The 24,820-nt window shown below is 69.3% G+C and carries 20 protein-coding genes; 6 read left to right on the top strand and 14 right to left on the bottom strand.

From position 1 onward, the window contains the following. The first annotated feature begins 13 nt into the window (after positions 1 to 13). The gene (locus KF780_05620; GenBank protein MBX3561274.1) at positions 14 to 769 is read left to right on the top strand and encodes a peptidase; all 756 of its coding nucleotides are present in this window, start codon (positions 14 to 16) and stop codon (positions 767 to 769) included. Here KF780_05620 and KF780_05615 read toward each other — a convergent pair. The 3 genes from KF780_05615 to KF780_05605 form a co-directional block, all read right to left on the bottom strand. Then, positions 766 to 2,316 carry an FAD-dependent oxidoreductase gene (locus tag KF780_05615; protein ID MBX3561273.1) on the bottom strand — a complete coding sequence of 517 codons (1,551 nt, stop codon included), beginning with the start codon at positions 2,314 to 2,316 and terminating at the stop codon, positions 766 to 768. The genes KF780_05620 and KF780_05615 overlap by 4 nt on opposite strands. 58 nt (positions 2,317 to 2,374) lie before the next feature. Continuing rightward, positions 2,375 to 3,130: an arginyltransferase gene (locus tag KF780_05610; protein MBX3561272.1), complete on the bottom strand. Its 756-nt coding sequence runs from the start codon at positions 3,128 to 3,130 to the stop codon at positions 2,375 to 2,377. A 108-nt stretch (positions 3,131 to 3,238) separates the two neighbouring features. Beyond that, the gene (locus KF780_05605) at positions 3,239 to 4,477 is read right to left on the bottom strand and encodes a threonine ammonia-lyase (GenBank protein ID MBX3561271.1); all 1,239 of its coding nucleotides are present in this window, start codon (positions 4,475 to 4,477) and stop codon (positions 3,239 to 3,241) included. Positions 4,478 to 4,533: 56 nt separating this feature from the next. Here KF780_05605 and KF780_05600 point away from each other — a divergent pair, with 56 nt between their 5' ends. Next, the gene (locus tag KF780_05600; GenBank protein ID MBX3561270.1) at positions 4,534 to 5,400 is read left to right on the top strand and encodes an NAD(P)-dependent oxidoreductase; all 867 of its coding nucleotides are present in this window, start codon (positions 4,534 to 4,536) and stop codon (positions 5,398 to 5,400) included. Positions 5,401 to 5,486: 86 nt separating this feature from the next. Further along, complete coding sequence (locus tag KF780_05595; GenBank protein MBX3561269.1) at positions 5,487 to 7,079, top strand: amidohydrolase; 1,593 nt, start codon at positions 5,487 to 5,489, stop codon at positions 7,077 to 7,079. Between the two features lie 266 nt (positions 7,080 to 7,345). Here KF780_05595 and KF780_05590 read toward each other — a convergent pair whose 3' ends face one another. The 6 genes from KF780_05590 to KF780_05565 all read right to left on the bottom strand — a co-directional run bounded on the left by KF780_05590 (position 7,346) and on the right by KF780_05565 (position 16,300). Further along, the gene (locus KF780_05590) at positions 7,346 to 9,394 is read right to left on the bottom strand and encodes a thioredoxin family protein (GenBank protein MBX3561268.1); all 2,049 of its coding nucleotides are present in this window, start codon (positions 9,392 to 9,394) and stop codon (positions 7,346 to 7,348) included. A 184-nt stretch (positions 9,395 to 9,578) separates the two neighbouring features. After that, positions 9,579 to 10,469 (bottom strand): right-handed parallel beta-helix repeat-containing protein, encoded by an 891-nt coding sequence (locus KF780_05585; protein ID MBX3561267.1) that lies wholly within the window; start codon positions 10,467 to 10,469, stop codon positions 9,579 to 9,581. 288 nt (positions 10,470 to 10,757) lie between these two features. Continuing rightward, positions 10,758 to 13,370, bottom strand: a complete 2,613-nt coding sequence (metH, locus tag KF780_05580) for a methionine synthase (protein MBX3561266.1) — start codon at positions 13,368 to 13,370, stop codon at positions 10,758 to 10,760. Positions 13,371 to 13,374: 4 nt separating this feature from the next. After that, positions 13,375 to 14,421 carry a homocysteine S-methyltransferase family protein gene (locus KF780_05575; protein ID MBX3561265.1) on the bottom strand — a complete coding sequence of 349 codons (1,047 nt, stop codon included), beginning with the start codon at positions 14,419 to 14,421 and terminating at the stop codon, positions 13,375 to 13,377. Continuing rightward, the gene (gene metF, locus KF780_05570) at positions 14,418 to 15,347 is read right to left on the bottom strand and encodes a methylenetetrahydrofolate reductase (GenBank protein ID MBX3561264.1); all 930 of its coding nucleotides are present in this window, start codon (positions 15,345 to 15,347) and stop codon (positions 14,418 to 14,420) included. Before metF ends, KF780_05575 begins: the two co-directional genes overlap by 4 nt. Continuing rightward, positions 15,344 to 16,300: a metalloregulator ArsR/SmtB family transcription factor gene (locus KF780_05565; protein MBX3561263.1), complete on the bottom strand. Its 957-nt coding sequence runs from the start codon at positions 16,298 to 16,300 to the stop codon at positions 15,344 to 15,346. The genes metF and KF780_05565 overlap by 4 nt, the downstream gene beginning before the upstream one ends. A 231-nt stretch (positions 16,301 to 16,531) precedes the next feature. On the opposite strand from KF780_05565, the gene KF780_05560 reads away from it, so the two are divergent. Further along, positions 16,532 to 16,807 carry an entericidin EcnAB gene (locus KF780_05560; GenBank protein MBX3561262.1) on the top strand — a complete coding sequence of 92 codons (276 nt, stop codon included), beginning with the start codon at positions 16,532 to 16,534 and terminating at the stop codon, positions 16,805 to 16,807. Positions 16,808 to 16,916: 109 nt separating this feature from the next. Continuing rightward, positions 16,917 to 17,156: a hypothetical protein gene (locus tag KF780_05555; protein ID MBX3561261.1), complete on the top strand. Its 240-nt coding sequence runs from the start codon at positions 16,917 to 16,919 to the stop codon at positions 17,154 to 17,156. A gap of 105 nt (positions 17,157 to 17,261) precedes the next feature. Here the strand turns inward: KF780_05555 and groL are convergent, their stop codons facing one another. From groL to KF780_05535, 4 genes are all read right to left on the bottom strand, one after another. Continuing rightward, positions 17,262 to 18,899 carry a chaperonin GroEL gene (groL, locus tag KF780_05550; protein MBX3561260.1) on the bottom strand — a complete coding sequence of 546 codons (1,638 nt, stop codon included), beginning with the start codon at positions 18,897 to 18,899 and terminating at the stop codon, positions 17,262 to 17,264. Between the two features lie 67 nt (positions 18,900 to 18,966). Next, the gene (gene groES / locus KF780_05545) at positions 18,967 to 19,254 is read right to left on the bottom strand and encodes a co-chaperone GroES (protein ID MBX3561259.1); all 288 of its coding nucleotides are present in this window, start codon (positions 19,252 to 19,254) and stop codon (positions 18,967 to 18,969) included. Positions 19,255 to 19,418: 164 nt separating this feature from the next. Continuing rightward, the gene (locus tag KF780_05540) at positions 19,419 to 21,041 is read right to left on the bottom strand and encodes a ShlB/FhaC/HecB family hemolysin secretion/activation protein (protein ID MBX3561258.1); all 1,623 of its coding nucleotides are present in this window, start codon (positions 21,039 to 21,041) and stop codon (positions 19,419 to 19,421) included. Positions 21,042 to 21,106: 65 nt separating this feature from the next. Further along, complete coding sequence (locus tag KF780_05535; GenBank protein MBX3561257.1) at positions 21,107 to 22,036, bottom strand: hypothetical protein; 930 nt, start codon at positions 22,034 to 22,036, stop codon at positions 21,107 to 21,109. A gap of 256 nt (positions 22,037 to 22,292) precedes the next feature. Here KF780_05535 and sppA point away from each other — a divergent pair, with 256 nt between their 5' ends. Beyond that, positions 22,293 to 24,164: a signal peptide peptidase SppA gene (gene sppA, locus KF780_05530; GenBank protein ID MBX3561256.1), complete on the top strand. Its 1,872-nt coding sequence runs from the start codon at positions 22,293 to 22,295 to the stop codon at positions 24,162 to 24,164. Here the strand turns inward: sppA and KF780_05525 are convergent. Beyond that, positions 24,138 to 24,791, bottom strand: a complete 654-nt coding sequence (locus KF780_05525; protein ID MBX3561255.1) for a trimeric intracellular cation channel family protein — start codon at positions 24,789 to 24,791, stop codon at positions 24,138 to 24,140. The two genes, sppA and KF780_05525, sit on opposite strands and share 27 nt — an antisense overlap. Between the last annotated feature and the right edge of the window lie 29 nt (positions 24,792 to 24,820).

Genomic DNA, 24,820 nt, shown 5'->3' with positions numbered 1-24,820 from the left:
TGCTGAAAGACGGATGACCTATTGTCTTGGCATGCTGCTCGACGCCGGGCTGATCCTGATCGCCGACACGCGCACCAATGCGGGGGTCGACGACATCTCCTCCTTCCGCAAGCTGCATTGCCTGGTCGATGCGCCCGACCGCTGCATTTTCGCCGCCTCGGCCGGCAATCTTTCGACCACCCAGACGGTGATCAGCCTGCTGCGCGAAGGGTTGCCGAGCGACGACGATGCCGGGATGCTGCGCACGATCAACGAGCCGACCAGCATGTTCCGCGCTGCCCAGCTCGTCGGGGAGGCGGTCCAGCTCGCCAACGAGACGGTCGGCAAGGCGCTCGCCTCGATCAAGATCAGCGGCGCCTCCTCGATCCTGCTCGGCGGGCGGATCGGCGACAATCCGCCGGCGCTCTACCTCATCTATTCGGCGGGCAATTTCATCGAGTGCAAGCCGGACGTGCCGTTCATGCAGATCGGCGAGACCAAATATGGCCGGCCGATCCTGGACCGGACGATCAAGCCCGCGACCAGCCTGGGCGAGGCGATGAAGATCGCTTTCCTGTCCTTCGATTCCTCGATCCGCTCCAACCTCGCCGTGGCGCGGCCGCTCGACCTGATCGTGATGCCGACCGCGCCTGGGGCGAAGGTGCTGACCCGCCGGATCGGCCAGGATGACGCCTATTTCGACGATCTGTCGGCGCGCTGGGGCGATCTGCTCCACGACGCCACCGCGGCCATCCCCGATCCGCCCTTCATGCGGGAGCTGACGGGCTAGGCGGAGACCGACGCCCCTGCCAGCACGGCTTCGGCCGCCAGCCGGCCGGTCTGGACGGCGCCGTTCATGTATCCGGGCCAGGCATCGGACAGCCATTCGCCGGCGAGATGGACCGGGCCGAAGCCGCTGGCGCGAACCTCGCCGTCCTCCTCGACGCTCATCAGTTCGCCGAAGCGGGTGATCTGGCCGGGGCGGTAATTGACATAGGCGCCCCTGGTCAGCGGATCGTCGCACCAGCGGGTGCGGCGGACGATGCCGTTGGGCGCGGCGAGGCCGGGCAGGACGCGGCGCGCGGCGGCGTGGCAGGAAGCGGCGAGCGCGGCGCTTTCGGACGCGGCGGCGGCATCGACCTGATCGCCGCCGAGGAAATAGCAGAGCGCCCCCGGCCCGCTCTCGGCCGGCGAGAGCGAGACCGCGTCCCAGCCGGCGGCGAAGGGCTGGCCGGCCCAGAGCGCGCCGCCGAAGCCGATCGTGCGGCGCCAGCTCGTGTCGGAATAGCCGACCACCAGCTTCTCGTTGCGCCCCAGCCGCACCTCGTCGATCAGCGCGCGCCAGAGTGGCGGCACCTCGCCTTCGATCCTGACCTCGCGGATCAGCGGGGCGGGCAGCGCGAGGATGACGCGATCGGCGGCGACCTCCTCGCCATCGGCGAAGGCGAGACGCACGCCGGGGCCTGAGACGTCGAGCGACGCCAGCCTTTTGTTGAGCCGGATCGCCGCTTCGTGCTGGCGGCCCAGCGCGCGGGCGATCTGGTCGGTGCCGCCGGAGACCAGATAGCGCTCGTCGGACAGGCCGATGCGGGTCAGCCGCGCGCCATCGACCGTCGGCAGATTGAAGATCAGCTCCAGCGCCGAGGCCTCGTGCGGCTCGGCGCCATATTCGGTGCGGATGCCGGCCTCCAGTGCATCGCGCGCGTCACCGGCGGCGAGGCCGTGGCGGTCGAGATAGTCGGCGACGGAAAGCGCGTCGATCTCGCGCGCCACGCTTTCGTAATCCTCGTCCAGCCGATCCGAATCCGCCGTGATTTGCGCCGCGATGCCGCGCAGCGCCCGGGCGAGGCGCGCTTCGGGAACGGCGCGCCCGTCGCGGCCGATCTGCACCTCGTGATAGGCGCCGAACGCCTTGCGATCGACCAGCCTGAGGCCGAAGCGGCGGATCAGGCGGATCATGTCCGCATGATCGCTGTTCACGAGCTGGCCGCCCTCGTCGAACGCGAAGCCTTCGCCGAACACGCCGGCGACGCTGCGGGTGCGCCCGCCGACCGCGCCGCGCGCTTCGTAGAGCGTCGCGGCGACGCCCCGCGATGCCAGGGTGTCAAGCGCGCTCAGCCCGGCGAGCCCGCCGCCGACCACGACGATGCGCGGCGGCGCCTGCGCGAAGGCCGGCATGCGCGGCAACAGCAGCGCGCCCGCGCCGCCCCCGAGCGCGGCGAGCACGCGCCGCCGGGTGATGCCGTCGCCGCCGGGCCGGGCCGGCGCTTCGCGATCGTCGCGAAGATTGAGCGTCCGCGCCTGCTCCAGCACCCGCCAGACATAGGAACCCCGCATGCCTCGCCCCCCGATCGTGGAGCACAGAGGCTAATTCAAAAGCGTCGGGCTGACGAGCCTAGAAGGCCAGTTCGCGCTGCTCGGGATCGAAGCGGCGCCAGCCGCCGGGACCGAGCTTCTCGAGCGGGCGGAAGCGCGATTTGTAGGCCATGCGCTTCGATTCCTCGACCCAGTAGCCGAGATAGACATAGGGCAGGTTCGCCCGCCCCGCCCGGACGATATGATCGAGGATGATATAGGTGCCGAGACCGGACCGCCGGTCGCTGTCCGGCTCGAAGAAGCTGTAGATCATGCTGAGGCCGTCGGCCTGCTGGTCGGTCAGGCAGGCGCCGACCAGACGGCCGGGGCGCCCGTTCTCCGAAGGCTCGCGATATTCGACGATATAGGTGCGGACCGGGCTCTGCTCGACCATGTCGGCGAAGTCGTGCTCGTCCATGTCGACCATGCCGCCTTCGGGATGGCGCTGGCGCAGATAGCGGCGGAGCAGGTCATATTGCTCCTCCGTCGCCCACGCCTTGCAGGCGGTGACCTCCAGATCGGCGTTGCGCTTCAATGTCTTGCGCTGGGTCGCGCTCGGCCGGAACTCGCCGGCGATGACACGGACCGAGACGCAGGCGGTGCAGCCCAGGCAGGACGGGCGATAGGCGACGTTCTGGCTGCGGCGAAAGCCGATCCGGCCGAGCGCGTCATTGAGATCGCCGGCATGGGGGCCGGTCAGCTCGGTGAAGACCTTCCGCTCCGTCCGGCCTGTCACATAGGGACAGGGCGACGGCGTCGTCACGAAGAAACGCGGAAAGCGGAAGGGTGCGCTCAATTCGACTCCGGCGGCTCGGCGGTTGCTGCGGTCTTTATGAGCCCTGGCCAGGGGCTTGGAAAGGGCGGGCAGACGGGCCGCGCAGGACGTATCAAGGCGGGACGGACGCTAATCGATTGCTACCGTCTGGGCCTTGTAGCCTTCCTCGGCGAGCGTCGCGATCAGCCTTTCGATCTGGGCCGCGTCGCGGGCTTCGCAAGCAACCTCGATCGCCGCGTCCTTGGCCGGCAGCGAGGTGAAGACGCGCTGGTGATTGATCTCGACGATGTTGACCTGGCAGGCCGAGAAGATCTTCATCACCGCGACCAGCGCGCCCGGCCGGTCCTGCAGATGGATGCGCAAGCGCGTCAGCCGGCCGGAGCGGACGAGATCGCGCAGCAGCACATTGGCGAGCAGGTGCGTGTCGATATTGCCGCCGCTGAGGACCAGGCCGACACGGCGGCCGGCGAAGCGTTCGGGATGGGCCAGCAAGGCGGCGAGCCCGGTGGCGCCCGCCCCTTCCGTCACGGTCCTGGCGGCACGCACGAGCAGGCTGATCGCATGTTCGATCTCGCGCTCGCCGACCAGCAGGATGTCGTCGACGACCTCGGCGATGATCCGCGCCGTTTCCTCGCCCGGCGCCTTCACCGCGATGCCCTCGGCGATCGTGTCGCCGCCGCATGTCGCTTCCTTGCCGGCGATCCGGGCATACATGCTGGGATAGAGCTCGGCCTGCGCGCCGATCACCGCGATGCCGGGCTTCAGCGCCTTGGCCGCCGTCGCGATGCCGGCGATCAGGCCGCCGCCGCCGATCGGGACGATCAGCGTATCGAGATCGGGTGCGTCGGCGAGCAATTCCAGCGCCACCGTTCCCTGCCCCGCCATCACCGCCGGATCGTCGAACGGATGGACGAAGGTGAGGCCGCGCGCCTCGGCGAGGCGCAGTGCCTCGGCATAGGCCTCGTCGAACAATTCGCCGTGCAGCACGACCTCGGCGCCATGCGCCTCGGTCTGGCTGATCTTCACCGTCGGCGTCGTTTTCGGCATCACGATCACGGCGGGCACGCCGAGCCGCCGGGCGTGCCAGGCCACCGCCTGGGCATGGTTGCCGGCCGAGGCGGCGATCACGCCCCGCGCCCGCATCTCGGGATCGAGCAGCAGCAATTTGTTGAGCGCGCCGCGCTCCTTGTAGGCGCCGGTATGCTGGAGATTCTCGAATTTGAGGAAGACGTCCGCGCCGGTGCGCTCGGACAGGACCGCGCTGCGCATGGTGGGCGTGCGCATGACGGCGCCTGCGATCCGCGCGGCGGCCGCCTCGATATCCGGAAAAGTGATGATCGCGTTCGTCGCGCGCGCCGGGCTCGCCATGGCGGGAGGTCTAGACCATCTGGCGCGGACGGCAAACAGGCCTTATCGCCACCGGCATGGCACGGATCGCTTTTCTCGGGCTCGGCGTGATGGGCGCGCCGATGGCCCGGCATCTCGCGGGGGCGGGGCACGAGCTCATCGTCTACAATCGCAGCCCCGATAAAGCGCGCGCCTGGGTCGCGGCGCAGGGCGGCGCGGCGGCGGCCAGCGCGGCCGAGGCGGCGGCGGGCGCCGACGCGGTGATCGCCTGCGTCGGCGCGGACCCGGACCTGTCGCAGGTGACGCTCGGCCCCGACGGCGCGTTCGGCGCGATGACGCAAGGCGCGGTCTTCATCGATCATACCACCGTCTCGGCGCGGATCGCGCGGCGGCTGGCGGAGGACGGCACGGCACGCGGATTGCTGGTCGTCGATGCGCCGGTCTCGGGCGGGCAGGCCGGGGCGGAGAGCGGCAAGCTCTCCATCATGTGCGGCGGGACCGAAGCGGCGCTGGCCGCGGCGACGCCGCTGATGCAGGCCTATGCGGCGCGGGTCGTCCATGTCGGGGCGGCCGGCGCGGGCCAGCTCACCAAGATGGTCAACCAGATCTGCATCGCCGGCGTGGTCCAGGGTCTGTCCGAGGCGATCCATTTCGCCCATCGCGCCGGGCTCGATGCCGACAAGGTGTTCGAGGCGGTGTCGGGCGGCGCGGCGCAGAGCTGGCAGATGAACAATCGCTGGTCGACGATGGACCGGGGCGAATTCGATTTCGGCTTCGCGGTGGACTGGATGCGCAAGGATCTCGGCCTGACGCTGGAGGAGGCGCGGACCAACGGCGCCCGCCTGCCGCTCACCGCTTTGGTCGATCAATTCTATGCCGACGTGCAGGCCCTGGGCGGCGCGCGGCAGGACACCTCTTCCCTCATCCGGAGGCTCGAACCTTGAAGCGTTTCCTTCTGCTCCTCGCGGCCCTGCTCGCCGCCGCGCCCGCGCTCGCGGATTCGCTGGTGGACAATATCAACGGCTACACGATGCGCGCGGACGGGCGGCTGCACCGCTTCACCGGCATGGTGATCGACGACGAAGGGCGGGTGAAGCAGCTCCTCCAGCGCGGCGACCGCCGGCCGGAGCGGCCCCGCTATCTGCTCGACGGGCAGGGGCGCACGATCATTCCCGGCCTGATCGACGCGCACGGCCATGTCATGGGTCTCGGGCTCGGCGCGCTCAGCCTGGACCTTTCCGACACCAATTCGCTGGAGGAGGCGCAGCGGCGTATCGCCGAATATGCCGCCGCCAACCCCTCCCCGCGCTGGATCGTCGGGCGCGGCTGGAACCAGGAACGCTGGGGCCTCGGCCGCTTCCCGACCGCCGCCGATCTCGACTCTGTGGTGCCGGACCGGCCGGTCTGGCTGGTCCGGGTGGACGGTCATGCCGGATGGGCCAACACCGCCGCGATGCGCGAGGCGGAGATCGACGCCCGGACGCAGGCGCCGGCCGGCGGGCGGATCGAGCGGACCGGGCGCAATCCGAGCGGCGTCTTCGTCGATGCCGCCATGCCGCTCATCGGCCGCATCGTGCCGCCGCCGCTGCCGGTCCATCAGGACCGCGCTTTGGCCCGCGCGCAGGAGATCATGCTCGCCAACGGCCTCACCGCCGTCGCCGACATGGGCACCGACGCGGAGGGCTGGAACGTGATGCGCCGCGCCGGCGATGCCGGGCGATTGAACGTGCGCGTCATTTCCTACGCCTCCAGCGTCGAGGACATGATCGCCATCGCCGGCACGCGGCCGACGCCCTGGCTATATGACGGGCGGCTCAGGATGGTCGGCGTGAAGCTCTATCTGGACGGCGCGCTCGGCTCGCGCGGGGCCTGGCTCAAGGCGGACTATCGCGACGCCGCCGGCCAGCGCGGGCTGCCGCTGATGGGCGACACGATGCTCAAGAATCTGATGAGTCGCGCGGCGATGGACAATTTCCAGCTCGCCGTCCACGCGATCGGCGACGCGGCCAATGCCGAGCTGCTCGGCGCGATCGAGGAGCTGGCCGCCACCTATACCGGCGACCGGCGGTGGCGGATCGAGCATGCCCAGATCGTCGATCCGGCCGACCTGTCCCGCTTCGCCCGCCACGGCATCATCGCCTCGATGCAGCCGGTCCACGAAACCTCCGACTGGCGGATGGCCGAGGCCCGGATGGGCATGGAGCGGCTGGGCGGCGCCTATGCCTGGCGCTCGATGCTGGCCAACGATGTGCCGCTCGCCTTCGGCTCCGACTTCCCGGTCGAGGATCCCAATCCGTTCCATGGCCTCGCCGCCGCAATGAGCCGCGAGGACGCGCAGGGCCAGCCGCCGGGCGGATGGATGCCGGAACAGCGGCTGAGCATGGAACAGGCGTTCGACGCCTTCACCCGGGGCGCGGCCTTCGCCTCCTTCGCCGAGGACCGGATCGGCACGCTGGAGCCGGGGCGGATGGCCGATTTCGTGATCCTCGACCGCGACATCTTCACCGCCGGAAGCCCGACCGCGATCCGCGAGACGCAGGTGCTGGAAACCTGGCTGGGCGGCCGGCAGGTCTGGGGCCGCGCCGTCTCCGCCGCGCGGCAATCGGATAACGAGCGGCGTTAGGGAGACGCGACGCGCGGCGGCGGGCTCGGCCTTTGCCAGCCCGACATCCGGGCCGCCGGCATGTGCAGCCCTTGGAATGTAGGATTTGTCCTGTCAGGATCGCCGCGATTCGGAGCGCGCTTGATCTACGGCCCCTTGCCTCGACCCTCTTGTTCTTTCCACCATGAATATTCTTGCGGAAGGGGGGATGCTCCCCGACATAGCGTCAGGTTCGTCAACTTCCGCGCCGCGCAACCCGCTGGCCGCTGGCCGCCTATCGCCTCCGCTCAGCTTCCCAACGCGGTGAGCCGGCCGACCGTCAGGATCTGCGGCAATATCTCCGCTTCGCGCCCCGGCGCGTAATAGAGATAGAGCGGCACGCCGGAGCGGCCGTGGCGCTCCAGGAAGCGGGTGATGTCGGCATCGCCGCGCGTCCAATCGCCGGTCAGCACCGCGATGCCCTTGGCGCGGAAGGCGGCGGCGGTCTCGTCCTGATGCAAGGCGGCGCGCTCGTTGACCTTGCAGGTGAGGCACCAGTCGGCGGTGAAATTGACGAAGACCGGCGTGCCGGCGGCGCGCAGTTCGGCCAAGCGCGCTTCGCTGAACGGCTCCGAGGCGAGTGCGTCCGGACCGGCGGGTGCGACCTCGGCGGTCCGGATGAAGGGCATGGGCGCGAGCACCGCGGCGGCGACCAGCGCGAGCGCGAGCCAGATGCGCCCGCTTTCCTGCCGCCGCCCGAGCCACCACAGGCCGAGTCCGAGCAGGATCGCCGCGCCGAGGCCGAGCGTCATGCCGTCCACCCCCGCCTGACGCCCCAGCACCCAGAAAAGGCCGAGCGCGGTCGCGAACATCGGGATGGAGAGGATGCGCTGGAAGCGCGCCATCCACGCGCCGGGCTTGGGCAGGCGGCGGCGCAGGGCCGGCACGAAGCCGAGCAGCAGGAAGGGCAAAGCCAGACCGAGGCCGAGCCCGGCGAAGACGGCGAGCGCCGCCCAGGCCGGCAGCACCAGCGCCGCGCCGAGCGCCAGGCCGAGGAACGGCCCGACGCAGGGCGTCGCGACGAAGGCGGCGAGCGCACCGGTGAAGAAGGCGCCGCGCGCGCCGCCGGACTGGGCCAATTTGTCGCCGCCCGCCAGCGCGGGCAGGTGGAACAGCCCGGCGAGATTGAGCGCGATCGCGGTGACAAGCAGCATCAGGAAAAGGATGACGCGCGGCTCCTGCAACTGGAACGCCCAGCCCGCCGCCACGCCGGCCGCGCGCAGGGCGAGCAGCGCGGCGCCGAGCGCGAGGCAGACGGCGATCACGCCCGCCGCATAGGCCAGGGCCTCGCTCCGCGCCGCGCCTTCGTCCGCTCCGGCGCGGGCCAGGCTCAGCGCCTTCAGGCTGAGGATCGGGAAGACACAGGGCATCACGTTGAGGATGAGGCCGCCGGCCAGCGCACCGAGCAGGGCGAGCAGGATCGAAGCGCCGCCGCCCGCCATGTCGCCACCGGCAGGCGCGCTGTCGCCGCTGGTGGTCGCTATGACATTGCCCCTGGCCGGCACTTCGCCCGGCATGGCGGTCAGCTCCAGCCCCGCGCCGTCGCCGATCGCCAGCACGCCTTCGAGCGCTTCGAGCGATGCGGCCGCCCGTCCGCCCGCCGTCTCGACGATCAGATAATCGCCCGCGCGCGAGACGGTCTGCGCGGCGGCATGGTTCAGCGCCTCGACCGTGGCCGGGAAGAAATAGGGATCGGCGATCGGCGCGGCGGCGGGGTAGGGGACTGCGATGCGCACCCGATCGCCGGACACCGCGAAGCGCGCCGGCTGGCCGAGCGGGCGCGGCAAGGCGCGGCGAAAGCCTTCGAAGGCCGCGTCGCGCGCGCCGGGCTGCATGGTGTGGAGCTCGATCGAGACGTTCGCCGTCTCCGGCACGCACAATTCCGCCGTGCAGACCAGATAATCGAGCCGGGCATCGACGGGCACAGTGACGCCGGGCTCGGCCGTCTCCGGCACCCGCAGCGTCGCCAGCAGCGCATAATCGCCCTCGAACACATAGTTCATCAGTCCGAGCAGGGTCTTGCGCGCCGGCACCGGATATTGGAGCGGCCCGGCCTGCCAGCCCGGCGGCAGGCCCCATTGCACAATCGGCTCGGCGCCCGCATCGCCGGGATTGCGCCAATAGCCGTGCCAGCCGGCGGCAGGGCGCATGACGAAGGCGATCGTGACGCTTTCGCCCGGCCGCACGCTCTGCGTCTCCGCCGCCAGCATCACGTTCATCCGCGTCTGCGCGCCGGCCGGAACGGCGAGGCCAAGCAGGATCAGCGCGAAGAGGAAGATGGCGCGGAGGCGATTCATGGCAGCGGCTATAGCCCGCCGCTTCCGGAAACGGGAAGAGCGCGGCCTTGGGCCTGTTTCAGCAAAGCTGAAACAGGGGCGGCACCGGCCCGCACCCCCACCCGGCCTCCCAACGACAGCTTATGCTATGGGAGGCCGGGTGGGGGTGCGGGCCGGTGCCGATTCAGCGGAGCTGAAAACGACCCTAGCGCCGCTCGAGCCGGGCGATTTGGGGATCGAGCCGGTTGTTCTCGATCGCGATGCGCTCGCCGCTGCCGTCGACGACGAAGGTGGTGCGGCGCGCGCCCGGCGCGAGGCTGGCCTGGTTGCCGGTGATGGTGAGGCCGGCCGAGCTGTGCTCGTCGCCTTCCGGGGCGACCATGATGAGGGCGCTGTAATTCTCCTTGTTCGCGCCCTGCACGAAGACATTGCCGGCGATCCGGCCGGTCGCGCCGTTGGAAAGGTCGATCAGGTAATTGGTCGCCTGCCCCGCACTGTCGTCGAAGGAGGATTCGGTGACGTCGATCCGCCGGCCCCGGCTCTTGAGATAATGGCCGCCCGTGCCGCGCTCGAAGCGGGAACGCACGACGGTCAGCGCGCCGGTGCCGCTGTTGTAGATGCCGTGCGAGCAGCCGGCATCTTCCGGGCAAAGACCGAGCCGCGAGAAGGTCGACTGCTCGATCCGGATCGGCGCGTCGTGATCCATCGCGACCAGGATGCCGTTCTCGCCCTCGCGGAACAACGTCTCGCGCACCACCAGCTCGCCGGACTGGAGCCGGATGCCCGCGCCATTGAGGTCCGGCACACGGATATTCTGGAAGACGAGGCCTTCCACGCGGGCGGCGCGGCCGTCGAGGACGAGCGCCGCTTTCCCCTCGCATGCGACGCCGTCGAAGATCGCAGTGCCGGGCTCGCGCGCGACATAGGCGATGCTGCCCGCCTCCTGCACCGCGCACTGGCGGTAGCGGCCCGGCGCGATCAGGATCGTGCCCTCGCCATTGCCGATCGCGGCGACCGCATCGGCGAGTCGCGCATAGCCGCGCCCCGTCTCCGCCACGGTGAACGGCGCGTCCGCCGTCTGCGCCGACGTGGGCATGGCCACGATCAGGCAGGCGACCGCGAGCGCGATGAGGAAACGCCGATCCATGGCGCGGGAAGTGACGGCTCGCACCCCCCGCTGTCGAGGCCGGAACGCGGTTAACAAAATCCTGCCCCGGATCGGGACGAAAACCGGCGCGACATTCCACCTCATTCCCGGCGGAGCCGGAACCTCATTCCTTTCCTTCGCGTCTTCGCGCCTTCGCGTGAACCAAGCAGCTTTTTCACGCGAAGGCGCGAAGACGCGAAGAAGAATGACTGGCCGGCTTCGCCGGGAGCGAGGAGATCAGTCCAGGTTCGGCCGCAGCCAGCGTGTGGCCTGCTCGACGTCGACGCCGCGGCGAACGGCATAGTCTTCGAGCTGGTCGGGGCCGATGCGGGCGACGCCGAAATACTGGCTGTCGCGGTGTCCGAAATAGAAGCCGGACACGGCCGAAGCCGGCAGCATCGCGTAGGAATCGGTGAGGCGGACCCCGGCCGGGCCTTCATTCGCGCCCTGCCCGGACAGCATCGCGAACAGGACCGGCTTCAGGCTGTGATCGGGACAGGCCGGATAGCCGGGCGCAGGGCGGATGCCGGCATAGGTTTCGCGAATGAGATCGGCATTGGTGAAATGCTCGTCCGGTGCATAGCCCCAGATCGAATCGCGGACATGGGCGTGCAATGTCTCGGCGAAGCTCTCCGCCAGCCGGTCGGCCAGCGCCTTCAGCAGGATGTCCGAATAGACGTCGCTCTGTTCCTTGAAGCGGGCGAGATGCCGGTCGATGCCGTGGATGCCGACCGCGAAGCCGCCGATCCAGTCGTCGCCCGCCGGATCGATGAAGTCGGCCAGGCACATATTCGCCCGCCCCTCGCGCTTCTTCACCTGCTGGCGCAGGAAGGCGAGTCGCGTCTCGTCGTTTCCGGCCAGCACATGGACATCGTCGCCCTCGCGGCGGCAACGCCACAGGCCGACGCTGGCGCGCGCCGTCAGCCAATGCTCGGCGATGATCCGGTCGAGCATCGCCTGGGCGTCGTTGAACAGCGACCGCGCGCTTTCGCCCACCACCTCGTCGTCGAGGATCGCGGGATAGGTGCCGGCCAGCTCCCAGGCGCGGAAGAAGGGCGTCCAGTCGATGCTGTCGCGCAGCTCGCGCAGCGGCCAGTCGTTGAAATGGTGGACGCCGGGACGCGCCGGCGGCGGTGCCTTGCCGGCCGGATCGTAAGCGAAACCGTTGGCGCGCGCCTCGGCGAGCGTCGCCAGCGCGCTCTGCCCCTTATTGGAGCGCGCGATGCGGATGGCCTCATAATCCTCGGCGGTCTTGTCGACCAGCGGCGCCTTCTGCGTGTCGGAGACGAGGCTGGAAGCGACGCCGACGGCGCGGCTGGCATCGAGAACGTGGAGCACGGGACCGTCATAGGCGGGATCGATCCGGAGCGCGGTGTGGACGCGGCTGGTGGTCGCGCCGCCGATCAGCAGCGGCATCGTCATCTTCTCGCGCTGCATCTCCTCGGCCACCGTCACCATCTCATCGAGCGACGGGGTGATCAGGCCGCTGAGGCCGATCATGTCCGCCTCGTTCTCGTTGGCGGCTTTCAGGATGTCCTGCCAGGGCACCATCACGCCCAGATCGACGATCTCGAAACCGTTGCACTGGAGCACGACGCCGACGATGTTCTTGCCGATATCGTGGACGTCGCCCTTGACCGTGGCCATCACGACCAGGCCCTTGCCCTTGGCGTTCTCGTCCTTCTCCGCCTCGATGAAGGGCAGCAGATAAGCAACCGCCTTCTTCATCACGCGCGCCGATTTCACCACCTGCGGCAGGAACATCTTGCCGGACCCGAACAGGTCGCCGACGACGTTCATGCCGTCCATCAGCGGGCCTTCGATCACCTCGATCGGGCGAGCGGCAGACTGGCGCGCCTCCTCCGTGTCCTCGACCACATAAGCGTCGATGCCCTTGACCAGGGCATGTTCCAGCCGCCTGGCGACCGGCCAGCCGCGCCATTCCGCCTCGGCCTTCTCGCGGACGGGATCGCTGCCCAGATATTTTTCGGCGATCGTCACGAGCCGTTCGGTGGCGTCCTCACGGCGGTTGAGGACGACATCCTCGCACGCCTCGCGCAGCACCGGATCGATCGTGTCGTAGACGTCGAGCTGGCCGGCATTGACGATCGCCATGTCCAGCCCGGCCGGGACGGCATGATAGAGGAAGACCGAGTGCATCGCCCGGCGCACCGGTTCGTTCCCCCGGAACGAGAAGCTGAGGTTGGACAGGCCGCCGGAGATATGGGCGTGCGGGCAGCGCTGGCGGATGATCTTGCACGCCTCGATGAAATCGACCGCATAGGTGCGGTGCTCCTCGATCCCCGTCGCGACCGCGAAGATGTTGGGATCGAAGATGATGTCCTCGGGCGGGAAGCCGTCGGCGACAAGCAGGTCATAGGCGCGCGAACAGATCTCGATCTTGCGCGCGGCGGTGTCGGCCTGGCCGGTCTCGTCGAAGGCCATGACGACCACCGCCGCGCCATAGCCGCGCACCTTGCGGGCGAGGCGCAGGAATTCCTCCTCGCCCTCCTTCATGCTGATCGAATTGACGATCGGCTTGCCGGACACGCATTTCAGCCCGGCCTCGATCACCGCCCATTTGGACGAATCGACCATCACCGGCACGCGCGCGATGTCCGGCTCGGCCGCGATCAGCTTCAGATAGGTGGTCATGGCCAGCTCGGCATCGAGCAGGCCCTCGTCCATGTTGACGTCGATCACCTGCGCGCCGTTCTCGACCTGCTGGCGCGCGACCTCGACCGCGGCGGCATAATCGCCGGCCATGACGAGCTTCTTGAACCGGGCGGAGCCGGTGACGTTGGTGCGCTCGCCGATATTGACGAAGGTGGCGCGGGGCTGATCGGCCATGATATCAGGCAGCGAGCGTCATCGGCTCGAGGCCGGCAAGCCGGGTCACCACGGGCGGCACGGGCAGCTTGCGCGGCGCGAAGCCCGCCACCGCCTGCGCCATCGCGGCGATGTGCGCCGGCGTCGAGCCGCAGCAGCCGCCGATAATGTTGACCCAGCCGGCCTCCGCCCATTCCCTGAGCAACGCCGCCGTCTGCTCCGGCAGCTCGTCATATTCGCCCAGCTCGTTGGGCAGGCCGGCATTGGGATAGGCCATGATCAGCGTGTCGGCGATGCCGGACAGCGCCTGGACGTGCGGCCGCAATTGCTGCGCGCCGAACGAGCAGTTGAGGCCGATCGTCACCGCGTCGGCATGGCGCACCGCGTGCCAGAAGGCCTCGACCGTGTGGCCGGAGAGGTTACGCCCGCTGAGGTCGGTGAGCGTCATCGAGATCATCAGCGGCACGTCGCGGCCGAGCGCCGCGCCCGCCTCGCGCGCCGCCATGATGCCGGCCTTGGCATTGAGCGTGTCGAAGATCGTCTCGATCAGGATGAAGTCCGCCCCGCCCGCGATCAGCGCATCGGCCTGCTGGCGGTAGACGGCCTTCAATCCGTCGAAATCGATCTCGCGGAAGCCCGGATCGTTGACGTCGGGCGAAAGCGACAGTGTCTTGTTGGTCGGGCCGATCGCGCCGGCGACGAAGCGGGGGCGGCCGTCCTGCGCCTCGAAATCATCGGCGGCGGCGCGGGCGATCCGGGCGGAGGCGATGTTGATGTCCGCGACCAGATGCTCGGCGGCATAATCGGCCTGGCTGATCGCGTTGGCGCTGAACGTGTTGGTCGAGACGATGTCGGAGCCGGCGGCCAGATAGGCGCGGGTGATCTCCTCGACGATGTCGGGGCGGGTCAGCGCCAGGATATCGTTATTGCCCTTCTGGTCGCGCGCCAGAACGAGCTTGCCGCGATAGTCGGCCTCGCCGAGCTTGCGGTTCTGGATTTCGGTGCCGAACGCGCCGTCGGTGAGCAGGATGCGCCCGGCGGCGGCGGCCTTCAGCCGTTCCCGCGCGCTCATGCCGCTCTCTCCTCGCGCGCCGGCCCGGGCCTGAGGCCGAGCAGATGGCAGATCGCGTAGGTCAGTTCGGCGCGATTCAATGTGTAAAAATGGAAGTTGCGCACCCCGCCCGCGTAAAGCTGCGCGCACAATTCCGCCGCGACGGTGGCGGCGACGAGCTTGCGGGCATCGGGCAGATCGTCCAGCCCTTCGAACAGCCGGTCCATCCAAAGCGGGATCGCGGCGCCGCACATGCCGGCGAACTTGCGGGTCTGGGCGACGTTGGAGACGGGCAGGATGCCGGGCACGATCTCCGCGTCGATCCCCGCCGCCGCCGCCTCGTCGCGGAAGCGCAGGAAGCATTCGGGCGAGAAGAAGAATTGCGTGATCGCCCGGTCGGCGCCGGCGTCGATCTTGCGCTTCAGATTGTCGAGATCGGCGGCGCGGGTCGGCGAATCCGGATGGCATTCCGGATAGGCGGCGATCGAGATGTCGAACGGCGCGATCCGCTTCAGGCCCGCGACCAGCTCGGCCGCATTGGCATAGCCGTCGGCGGGCGAGACGAAGGCCGCCCCGGGCTCCGGCGGATCGCCGCGCAGGGCGACGATGTGGCGCACCCCGGCCTCCCAATAAGCACGAGCCACCTCGTCGATCTCCTCGCGCGTCGCATCCACGCAGGTGAGATGCGCGGCGGGGGTCAGCGCCGTCTCGCGCACGATCCGCGCGACGGTGGCGTGGGTGCGCTCGCGCGTCGAGCCGCCGGCGCCGTAGGTGACGGAGACGAAGCGCGGGCCAAGCGGGGCGAGCGTCTGGATCGAGTCCCAGAGCGTCGCCTCCATCTTCTCGGTCTTCGGCGGGAAGAATTCGAAGCTGACCGCGATGTCGCCGGCCGCGTCGGCGAAGAGCGGCCGGCCGATCCGCTCCAGCGCGGGCGCGGCGGGGCTCATGCCACCACCTTCAGCCGCGCGTCGGTGCGCCGGGCGAGCCAGATCGTGACGGTGAGCTCGCCACCCTCTAGATGCTCGACTACTTCGCCTTCGAGGCCCGCATCGGCGAGGTAGCGCAGCATCGCCTCGTCGGCGAAACCCAGGCGAAGATGAGCGGCACGGGCGCGCAGCTCCTCGCGCTCATGCGCAGCGAAATCGGCGATCAGCAGCCGCCCGCCGGGTGCGAGCAGCCGCGCCGCCTCGGCCACCGCGGCGGTCGGGTTCTGCGCATAATGGAGCACCTGGTGGATGATGACGGTGTCCGCCGATCCCGACGGCAGCGGCAGGGCATACATATCGCCCTGCCGAAGTTCGGCCGAATCGAGACCCGCCTCCGCCAGCTTGACCCGGGCGAGGCGCAGCATTTCGGGCGAGCGATCGATACCGAGCGCGCCGTCGGAGGCCGGGCCGAACAATTCGATCATCCGTCCCGTGCCGGTGCCGATATCGACCAGCCGGCCGAGCGGCGCGCCGCCCAGCGCCCGGCCGATCGCCGCCTCGACCTCGCTTTCGGCGACATGGAGCGAGCGCAGCGCGTCCCATTGCTCGGCATGGCCGGCGAAATAGCGCTCCGCCGCCGTCGCGCGATCGGCGCGCACCGCCTTCAGCCGGGCGGCGTCGGCCACCGTCCAGGCATTTTCGCCGTCCAGCCCGGTCCAGCAGTCGATGAGGTGGAACAGAGGCTCGACCCGTTCGCGCGCACCGAGGCTGACGAACACCCAGCTGCCCTCCTTGCGCCGTTCGGCGAGGCCGGCATCGATCAAAATCTTTACATGGCGCGAGACCCGCGGCTGGCTCTGCCCCAGCACCTGCGCGATCTCACCGACGGAGAGCTCCATCGCCCGCAGCAGGGCAAGGATACGCAGCCGGGTCGGATCGGCGAGTGAAGCGAAGATCTTGGGCGCGTCGGCCATGATTTTCGGATATAAAGATATCTTTATATCATGGTCAACCCATATGACCCGACAATGTCCCGCGACAATTTCCGAAAAGCGGGCAACCAGCTTCCCAACCGCAAAGGTAGAGAAACGCTAGACTCTCGCCGTAACATAACTTACAAACGCCGTTCGCTGGAGGGCCGGAGGGGGGCCTTGCGTGCCCGATCGGCGCTCGCCAGCGATTATATTGTTCTCTCCTCGCAACCAATGAAGGAAAGCATCGTGAAGAAGATCGCCTTTGCTCTCGTCGCCGTTTCCGCGCTCGGCCTGGCCGCCTGCGGCGGCACCGAAACCGCCAACACGACCACCGACGCCGAGAACGTGATCGACCAGGCCAACAGCGACCTCGCCAACGCGCAGGACGCCGCCGCCAACCTGCTCGACCAGGCCGCCGACGCGACCGCCAACGTCGCCGACGCCGCCGGCAACGCGGTCGATGCCGCTGCCGAGACCGTCGACGCCGCTGCCACCAACGCGCAGTAAGCGTTTCGCATCTCGATGCGACAGGGCCGCGCGCCATTTCGGCGCGCGGCCCTTTTTCTTTGCCTGCGTATCGGGTTAAGACCCGCCCGGGCGAAAGGAGAGGATCGAGATGACAACGAGAACGGCCCTGGGAACCGCCAGCCTCGCGCTCGCACTGGCACTCGCCGGCTGCGGCGGCGAACGTCAGGGCGCGCTGACCGCCGAGGAAGACCGCCAGCTCAACGAGGCCGCTGCGATGCTGGAGGACAATGTCTTCGACACCTCCGCCGACAGCCTGGTCGCCGAGGAGACCGTGCCGGAGAATGGCGAGGCGGCATCGGAAAGCAACGGGTCCGGCAACGCCCAGTAGGCGCCTGAAGGCAAAGCAAGAGAACGGGCCGGGGAATCGCTTCCCCGGCCCTTTCTCTTTGTCTTGGCAGCGGCGCGAAGTGAATTCGCGCGCCGGCCGGCTTCGTCAGAAGTCCATGCCGCCCATGCCGCCGCCCGGCATCGCCGGCATGGCGGGCTTGTCTTCCGGCAGCTCGGACACGGCGGCTTCCGTCGTGATGAGCAGACCGGCGACCGAGGCCGCGTCCTGGAGCGCGGTGCGGACGACCTTGGTCGGATCGATCACACCGGCGGCGACGAGATTCTCGTAGGTGTCGGTCTGGGCGTTGAACCCCAGATTCTCGTCATTGCCATCGATCAGCTTGCCGGCGACGACCGCGCCGTCGCTGCCCGCATTCTCGGCGATCTGCCGCAGCGGCGACTGCAGCGCCTTGCGGATGATGTCGATGCCGCGGGTCTGATCGTCGTTCGCACCCTTCAGGCCGTCGAGCGCCCTGGTGGCGTAGAGCAGAGCGGTGCCGCCGCCGGGGACGATGCCTTCCTCGACCGCCGCGCGGGTGGCGTGGAGGGCGTCGTCAACGCGGTCCTTGCGCTCCTTCACCTCGACCTCGCTCGCGCCGCCGACCTTGATGACGGCGACGCCGCCGGCCAGCTTCGCCAGGCGCTCCTGGAGCTTCTCCTTGTCGTAATCGGACGTGGTGATCTCGATCTGCTGGCGGATCGATTCGATCCGGCCCTTGATCTGATCGGCCTCGCCCGCGCCATCGACGATGGTGGTGTTGTCCTTGTCGATGGAGACGCGCTTGGCGGTGCCGAGCATGTTCACGGTCACGCTCTCGAGCTTGATGCCGAGATCCTCCGAGATCATCTCGCCGCCGGTCAGGATCGCGATGTCCTGCAGCATCGCCTTGCGGCGGTCGCCGAAGCCCGGCGCCTTGACGGCCGCGACCTTGAGGCCGCCGCGCAGCTTGTTCACCACGAGCGTGGCCAGCGCCTCGCCCTCGATGTCCTCGGCGATGATGAGCAGCGGACGGCCCGACTGGACGACCGCTTCCAGGATCGGAAGCATCGCCTGCAGGTTGCTGAGCTTCTTCTCGTGGATCAGGATGTACGGATCGGAAAGCTCGACCGTCATCTTCTCCGGATTGGTGATGAAGTAGGGCGAGAGATAGCCGCGGTCGAACTGCATGCCCTCGACGACGTCCAGCTCGAACTCGAGGCCCTTGGCCTCCTCGACGGTGATCACGCCTTCCTTGCCGACCTTCTCCATCGCCTCGGCGATCTTCTCGCCGACGACGGTGTCGCCATTGGCGGAGATGATGCCGACCTGGGCGATCTCGCTCGAGCCGGCGACCGGCTTGGAGCGGGACTGGAGATTTTCGACGACCTTGGTGACGGCGAGATCGATGCCGCGCTTCAGGTCCATCGGGTTCATGCCGGCCGCGACCGACTTCATGCCCTCACGGACGATCGACTGGGCGAGCACGGTGGCGGTGGTGGTGCCGTCGCCGGCCAGGTCGTTGGTCTTCGACGCGACCTCGCGCAGCATCTGCGCGCCCATATTCTCGAACTTGTCCTTGAGCTCGATTTCCTTGGCGACGGTGACGCCGTCCTTGGTGATGCGCGGCGCGCCGAAGCTCTTGTCGATGACGACATTACGGCCCTTGGGGCCCAGGGTGACCTTCACCGCGTCGGCGAGGGTGTCGACGCCGCGCAGGATGCGCTCCCGGGCGTCACGCGAAAAGCGTACGTCTTTGGCTGCCATGTGGCTTACCTTTCAAATCTGGAAGTTGACGAAGTTGACGCTACGTGGAGGGGGAGTCCCTCCCCGCTCAGCCGACGATCCCGAGGATGTCGCTTTCCTTCATGATGATGAGGTCTTCGCCGTCGATCTTGACCTCGGTGCCCGACCATTTGCCGAACAGGATCTTGTCGCCGGCCTTGACGTCGAGCGGCGTGATCTTGCCGTCCTCGGCCTTGACGCCGGCGCCGACCGCGACCACCTCGCCCTCCTGGGGCTTTTCCTTGGCGGTGTCGGGGATGATGATGCCGCCGGCCGTCTTCTCCTCGGCCTCCACGCGGCGGACCAGCACGCGATCGTGCAACGGACGAAAAGCCATATATCCAACCCTTTCCTGATCGCGCGGCCGCCCGCATATGGACAGCCGCGCCGAATGATTCGCGTGTTAGCACTCCCGAACGGCGAGTGCCAACGCGCGCTGATTTAGGCGCAGCCGGGACAGGGTCAAGAGCGCAAGCGCGCTTTTCTTCCGGGCGGGACGTATCAGGGGCGGAGCGAGAGCCGCCAGGCGACCGAGATCCGCCAGTCCCCGGCATAGGCTTCGAACGGCCGATCGACCACGCGGGCATATTCGAGCTCCAGCAGCGCCCGGTCGGCCCAGGCGAAGCGGACCCCGCCGCCGGCCGAGGCGAGATCGAAGTCCTGACCGGCGAAGCCGGGCCGTTCGAGCAGCCGGACGGCGGCCAGATCGGCGAAGCCGTAAAGCTCGCTGCCCGCGAGGCGGGGCACGCGCAGCGGTCGCCAGGCCAGCTCGGCGAGACCGGCGAGACCGCGATCGGCGCCGAGCACGGCGGTTTCGAAAGCGCGGCCATATTCGGCGCCACCGACGCCGAACCGCTCGGCCGCAGGCAGCGGATCGTTCGTCCACTGGCCGGCACCGCGCAAGCGCAGGACCGCCCGCCGCCCCAGCGCCTGATCAAGGGCGGCGCGGCCGTTGATCTTGAAGAAGGCCGCATCGCCGATCACCTCGGCCACGTCCGCGCCGAACAGGCCGAGGCCCTGGCTGAGAGTGACGCCGCCGCTCAGTGTACGACGCTCCGCCAGCTCGGAAAAGCCGGCGGCCGCGCGCAGCGCCCGGGTCCGTTCGGTCGCGATCAGCGCGCCGAAGGCGGCGTTCCGGCTGTCCAGCCCATCGAAGGAGAAGCTGAGCGACAGATTGCGCCGATAGGCGCGGATCAGCGGATGGGTGAGGACGAGACCGAAGGAGACCGCTTCGCCGGTGCGGCCGGTAGCGGCCGGGCGCGTTACCAGATAGCCGACCGAGCCGGCGAGCCGCGTCCCTTCCCGCCCGACCGGAGTGGAGTGGCTGGCGCCCAGATAGACATAATCGTCGAAATCGACCGAGGCGGCGGCATTGACCTGCGTCTCGTCGCCCTCGCGGAGCAGGCCGTAGCCGCGCGCCGAAGCCTGGACCTGGCCGTCGCGCACCAGCCGGGTCGTGCGATTGTCGAAGCTGAACGACAGGGTCGGCCGGCGATAATCGAGCGCCAGGATCAGCCGCACGCCGCCCGGCGTGTCGCCCATCTCCAGCCGCGCCCGGGTCGTAAGCCCCGGAATGTCGCGGATCAGCGAGAGATGGCGTTCGAGCACGCGGCGGCTGGTCGGCCGCTCGCGAGTCAGTCGATCGGCATAAGCGGTGACCAGCTCCAGCGCGCGCCCTTCGACCTCGCCGGTCAGCACCACCGCCTCGACATGGCCTTCCGCCACCATCACGAGGATGTCACCCGAAGCCAGGTCCTGTTCCGGAATCGCGATGGTGAAGAGCGCGACAGGCGAGCGCCCATAGGCGCGCGACATCGCGTCGGCGAGCCCCTGGAGCGTGGCACGCGAAGCCGGACGGCCGATGAACGTGCGTGCGGCGCCGGCGACGATGGCGGGCACGTCGCTGCCCTCGAACCGGACCGAGCGGATCGGCGCCGCGTCCGCCGCCTCCCCGGTCGCGATCCGGATCGCGGCGGCCGGCGCCTGGGCGGGCTCTTCCGCCACCGCCGGCGCAACCGGCTGGGCGCGATCCACCCGTTCGCGGTCGATCGGCGTGCTGGTCTGGGCGCCGGCGGCGCCCGCGAAGCCGGCGAGCGCGAGCGCGCCAAGCGAGATTCGGCACATGTGGGGAATCCTTCCTGTTGGCGGCGACGGCGAGGCTCCTCCCCACAAGAAGCCTCGCACACCCCTCAGTCGTTGCCGCCCGGGGGACTGGCCGAACCGCCGAGAACGCCGCCCAAAATGCCGCCCAGCGGGCGACGCGACGGACCGGCGGCGGGTGGCTGCAATGCCCCGGTCACGGACTGGACCAGCCCCTGAACCGGACTGGCCGGCGCGTTTTCGGCGCCGCCCGTGGCACCGGCGACCAGTCCGGCCACCGCATCGGTGACGGCGCCGACGGCATTGCCGACCGGACCATCCGCGCCGACACCGGCGACCGGCGCGGCGAGAGCCAGCACGCGGCCGTCCGAACCGAGCCCGACACTGAGCCCCTCACCCTGATTCTGGGTGCCCGAGAGCGCGCTGACCCCGGCTAGCGGCGACTGCCCCTGCGCGCCCAGCACGCGGGCATTGCCGACCGAGAGATTGACGAGCGCGCCGGGCGCGGCGGTCAGGCCGTCGACCAGATAATCCTGGCCGTTGCCGGTGCGCACCAGCGCCTGGCCTGTATTGGCGATCACTTCGACCACCCGGCCCGCGATCGGCACCGCGCCAGGCAACGCCGCATCGACCCGTTCGGCGAGGATCGCGACCGGGCCGCCGGAGACGCGCCGGACCGTATCGCCCGCCGCGACGAGCACCCCGGACGCGACCGGAACGCTGCCGCCAGGATCGCCGGTATTGGCGAGCAACCCGGTGCCGGCGATGCCGCTGGGGCCGATCAGACCGCCGACCGCCAATGCGCCGAGCGGACCGGCGCCGGGCAAGCCGCCCGGACCTCCCGGCCCGCCGGAGCCCGCGGTACCGCCCGGACCAGCCGGCCCCTGGGCGCCGGGCGGGCCGACGGGGCCCTGCGCGCCCGGCGGGCCCGCCTGGCCGACCGAGGTGAAGCGAGTCGAGCCGTTCGATTCGCAGCCCGTCAGACCCATCAGGAGAACGACCGACGAAAGCGCCGTCATTGCCTTTCCATTTGTCCACGACATGAGCTCTGCTCCTCTCATTCATTGGAAGAAGCCAAACTGTACATGAATTCTACTTGGACGACACAAGTATCTAAGCCGAAATGGATACAACAGATTCAAATAGTTAAGAATAATTAACTATATATTTTAATATTGATTACTTATAGAGAACGCAGCGGACATGGCGCAAACGTCGCGGATTTACACAGCCGCCCAGGTGCGTTAGCCCGGCAGGACGGCTTGGAGGAACGAAATGAGCTTCGCGGGCAAGGTCTGGCGACTGTTGGTCGGGATCAAGGACGGGCTCGTCCTGATCGTCATGCTGGTCTTCTTCGGCGGCCTTTACGCGGCGCTGTCATCCAGCCCCTACCGGGACAGCGCACGCGACGGCGCACTGGTGCTCGACCTCGCCGGCGCGATTGTCGAGCAGCCCTCCGAAGTCAGCCCGCTCGACGCCATCGCCGGATCGATGACGCGCGAATATCGGCTGGCCGAGATCGTCCACGCGCTCGACAGCGCCGCGGGCGACAACCGCATCCGGGCCGTCGCGCTCGATCTCGACCTTTTCACCGGCGGCGGGCAGGCGGCGATCGGCGACATCGGCGACGCGCTCGACCGGGTGCGGCGCGCCGGCAAGCGGGTGGTCGCCTACGGCAATGGCTACACCTATGACAGCTACCAGCTCGCTGCCCATGCCGACGAGATCTGGCTCGATCCGATGGGGGCGGTGTGGATCGCCGGGCCGGGCGGGACCGGGCTCTATTATGCGCGGCTGATGGAGCGGCTCGGCATCACCGCCCACATCTATCGGGCCGGCGCCTACAAATCCGCGGTCGAGCCCTATGCGCGCAACGACATGTCGCCCGAGGCGCGGCGCGCCAATCAGGCGGTCGCGGACGCGCTGTGGGAAAATTGGCAGGAGGATGTCCGCCAGGTCAGGCCCGACGCGCGGGTCGCCGAATGGGTCCGCGATCCGATGCCGTTCCTGCGCAGCGCCGGCAACGATTTCGCCCGGGCGGCGCTCGCCGCCGGGCTGGTCGATCATGTCGGCGACCGCACCGCCTTCGGCCGACGCATGGCCGAGCTGGCCGGCCGCGACGCTTCCGGCCAGCCCGGCGCCTATCGCGCGGTCCGCTACGACGCCTTCCTCGCCGACAATCCGGCGAGCCGGCCGGGCGGACGGATCGGCGTGCTCACCGTCGCCGGAGTCATCACGGACGGGCGCTCCTCTCCCGGCAATGCGGGCGCCGAGACGATCGTCGAGAATCTGGAGCAGGGCATACGGGGGAACCGGCTCTCCGCGCTGGTGGTTCGGGTCGATTCGCCGGGCGGATCGGCGACGGGCTCCGAACGGATCCGCCGCGCCATCCATGCCGTGCGGGCCCGCGGTATTCCGGTCGTCGTCTCGTTCGGATCGGTGGCCGCGAGCGGCGGCTACTGGATCGCCACCGCCGGCGACACCATCCTGGCCGAGCCCGCCACGATCACCGGCTCGATCGGCGTGTTCGGCGTTCTGCCCAGCTTCGAGGAAACCCTGCGCCGGATCGGAGTCGGCACGGACGGCGTGCGGACCACGCCGCTGTCTGGCGAACCCGACATCCTGCGCGGGGTCTCGGACGAAGCCGGCACGATGCTGCAGATGGGCATCGACAGCCTCTACGCCCGTTTCGTCGCGCTTGTCTCGCAAGCCCGCGACCTGCCCGTCGCGCGGGTCCACGAAATCGCGCAGGGCCGTGTCTGGGACGGCGGCACCGCCCGGCAGATCGGGCTGGTCGACAGCTTCGGATCGCTGCCCGAGGCAATCGCCGAGGCGGCGCGGCGGGCGGAAATCGACCCGGACACCGCCCGCCCCGTCTTCCTCGAAAAGGCGCCCGGATTCCTGGCGAGCGTTTTCGCCGGCATGTCCCAGACCCGGGCGCCGGCGAGCGCGCGCGACATCTTCGCTCAGGCCGGCACGCGCCCGGATGCGGTGATGGCGCGCGTGATCGCCGATACCGAGACCTTGCTCGACGGCCCCGTCATGCAGGCCCGCTGCCTGGAATGTCCGGCGAGCGCGCCGCCGCCCGCTCGCCGCGCGCAAGGCGGGATGCTGGCCAGCCTAGTCGCCTGGCTTGTGCGGGGCTGACAGCTCGGGATAGCCGGGCAGCGACCAGCCGCGCCAGATCGCCGCGCCGCGCAGGCCGAAGCCGAGCAGGGCGGCGACCGGCCCGGCCACGCCGCCGGGCAGGCCGGCGAGGCTCAGCCCGACCATCGCGGCGGCGGAGAGCGCGGCGGCAGTGACGTAAAGCTCCGGGCGCATCAGGATCGACGGCTCGCCCGCCAGCACGTCGCGAATGATGCCGCCCAGGCAACCGGTGAGCACGCCCATCGCGAAGGCGGGCAAGGGCGCGATGCCGAACGCCATCGCCTTGGCCGCGCCGAAAGCGGCGAAGGCGGCGAGGCCGATCGCGTCGAACCAGAGCAGGGCCTTGTCGTGCCACAGCCGGCGCGGCAGCGCCCAGACGGCGAGCGCACCGACCAGGCAGATCAGCAAGGTCACATTGTGATGCACCCAGAAGACCGGCGCGCCGATCAGCACGTCGCGCACCGTGCCGCCGCCGACGCCGGTGACGACCGCGAAGAAGGCGAAGGTGACGAGCGTCTGGCGCTTCTCCGCGGCGAGCAGCGCACCCGACACCGCGAACACGGCAATCCCGGCGAGGTTCAGGAGATCGAGCGTCGGCCCGAGCGCGTCTGGGAAGGTGGGCGGCATGGCGAGCGCCTTATCACAGACGGCGATCT

It is taken from the genome of Sphingomonas sp. (assembly GCA_019635535.1).
In the GTDB taxonomy this organism is placed as follows: Bacteria; Pseudomonadota; Alphaproteobacteria; order Sphingomonadales; family Sphingomonadaceae; genus Allosphingosinicella.
The sequence above is the reverse complement of the archived record's forward strand: the minus strand, read 5'-3'. Positions and strand labels throughout refer to the sequence as shown.

What these genes read in the sequence shown, in the direction of transcription:
- KF780_05620 (MBX3561274.1), top strand. Translation starts at nt 14, where the DNA reads ATGACCTATTGTCTTGGCATGCTGCTCGACGCCGGGCTGATCCTGATC.
- KF780_05615 (MBX3561273.1), bottom strand. Translation starts at nt 2,316, where the DNA reads ATGCGGGGTTCCTATGTCTGGCGGGTGCTGGAGCAGGCGCGGACGCTC.
- KF780_05605 (MBX3561271.1), bottom strand. Translation starts at nt 4,477, where the DNA reads ATGGCGAGCCCGGCGCGCGCGACGAACGCGATCATCACTTTTCCGGAT.
- KF780_05600 (MBX3561270.1), top strand. Translation starts at nt 4,534, where the DNA reads ATGGCACGGATCGCTTTTCTCGGGCTCGGCGTGATGGGCGCGCCGATG.
- KF780_05595 (MBX3561269.1), top strand. Translation starts at nt 5,487, where the DNA reads ATGCGCGCGGACGGGCGGCTGCACCGCTTCACCGGCATGGTGATCGAC.
- KF780_05590 (MBX3561268.1), bottom strand. Translation starts at nt 9,394, where the DNA reads ATGAATCGCCTCCGCGCCATCTTCCTCTTCGCGCTGATCCTGCTTGGC.
- KF780_05585 (MBX3561267.1), bottom strand. Translation starts at nt 10,469, where the DNA reads ATGCCCACGTCGGCGCAGACGGCGGACGCGCCGTTCACCGTGGCGGAG.
- metH (MBX3561266.1), bottom strand. Translation starts at nt 13,370, where the DNA reads ATGGCCGATCAGCCCCGCGCCACCTTCGTCAATATCGGCGAGCGCACC.
- KF780_05575 (MBX3561265.1), bottom strand. Translation starts at nt 14,421, where the DNA reads ATGAGCGCGCGGGAACGGCTGAAGGCCGCCGCCGCCGGGCGCATCCTG.
- metF (MBX3561264.1), bottom strand. Translation starts at nt 15,347, where the DNA reads ATGAGCCCCGCCGCGCCCGCGCTGGAGCGGATCGGCCGGCCGCTCTTC.
- KF780_05565 (MBX3561263.1), bottom strand. Translation starts at nt 16,300, where the DNA reads ATGGCCGACGCGCCCAAGATCTTCGCTTCACTCGCCGATCCGACCCGG.
- KF780_05560 (MBX3561262.1), top strand. Translation starts at nt 16,532, where the DNA reads ATGAAGGAAAGCATCGTGAAGAAGATCGCCTTTGCTCTCGTCGCCGTT.
- KF780_05555 (MBX3561261.1), top strand. Translation starts at nt 16,917, where the DNA reads ATGACAACGAGAACGGCCCTGGGAACCGCCAGCCTCGCGCTCGCACTG.
- groL (MBX3561260.1), bottom strand. Translation starts at nt 18,899, where the DNA reads ATGGCAGCCAAAGACGTACGCTTTTCGCGTGACGCCCGGGAGCGCATC.
- groES (MBX3561259.1), bottom strand. Translation starts at nt 19,254, where the DNA reads ATGGCTTTTCGTCCGTTGCACGATCGCGTGCTGGTCCGCCGCGTGGAG.
- KF780_05540 (MBX3561258.1), bottom strand. Translation starts at nt 21,041, where the DNA reads ATGTGCCGAATCTCGCTTGGCGCGCTCGCGCTCGCCGGCTTCGCGGGC.
- KF780_05535 (MBX3561257.1), bottom strand. Translation starts at nt 22,036, where the DNA reads ATGACGGCGCTTTCGTCGGTCGTTCTCCTGATGGGTCTGACGGGCTGC.
- sppA (MBX3561256.1), top strand. Translation starts at nt 22,293, where the DNA reads ATGAGCTTCGCGGGCAAGGTCTGGCGACTGTTGGTCGGGATCAAGGAC.
- KF780_05525 (MBX3561255.1), bottom strand. Translation starts at nt 24,791, where the DNA reads ATGCCGCCCACCTTCCCAGACGCGCTCGGGCCGACGCTCGATCTCCTG.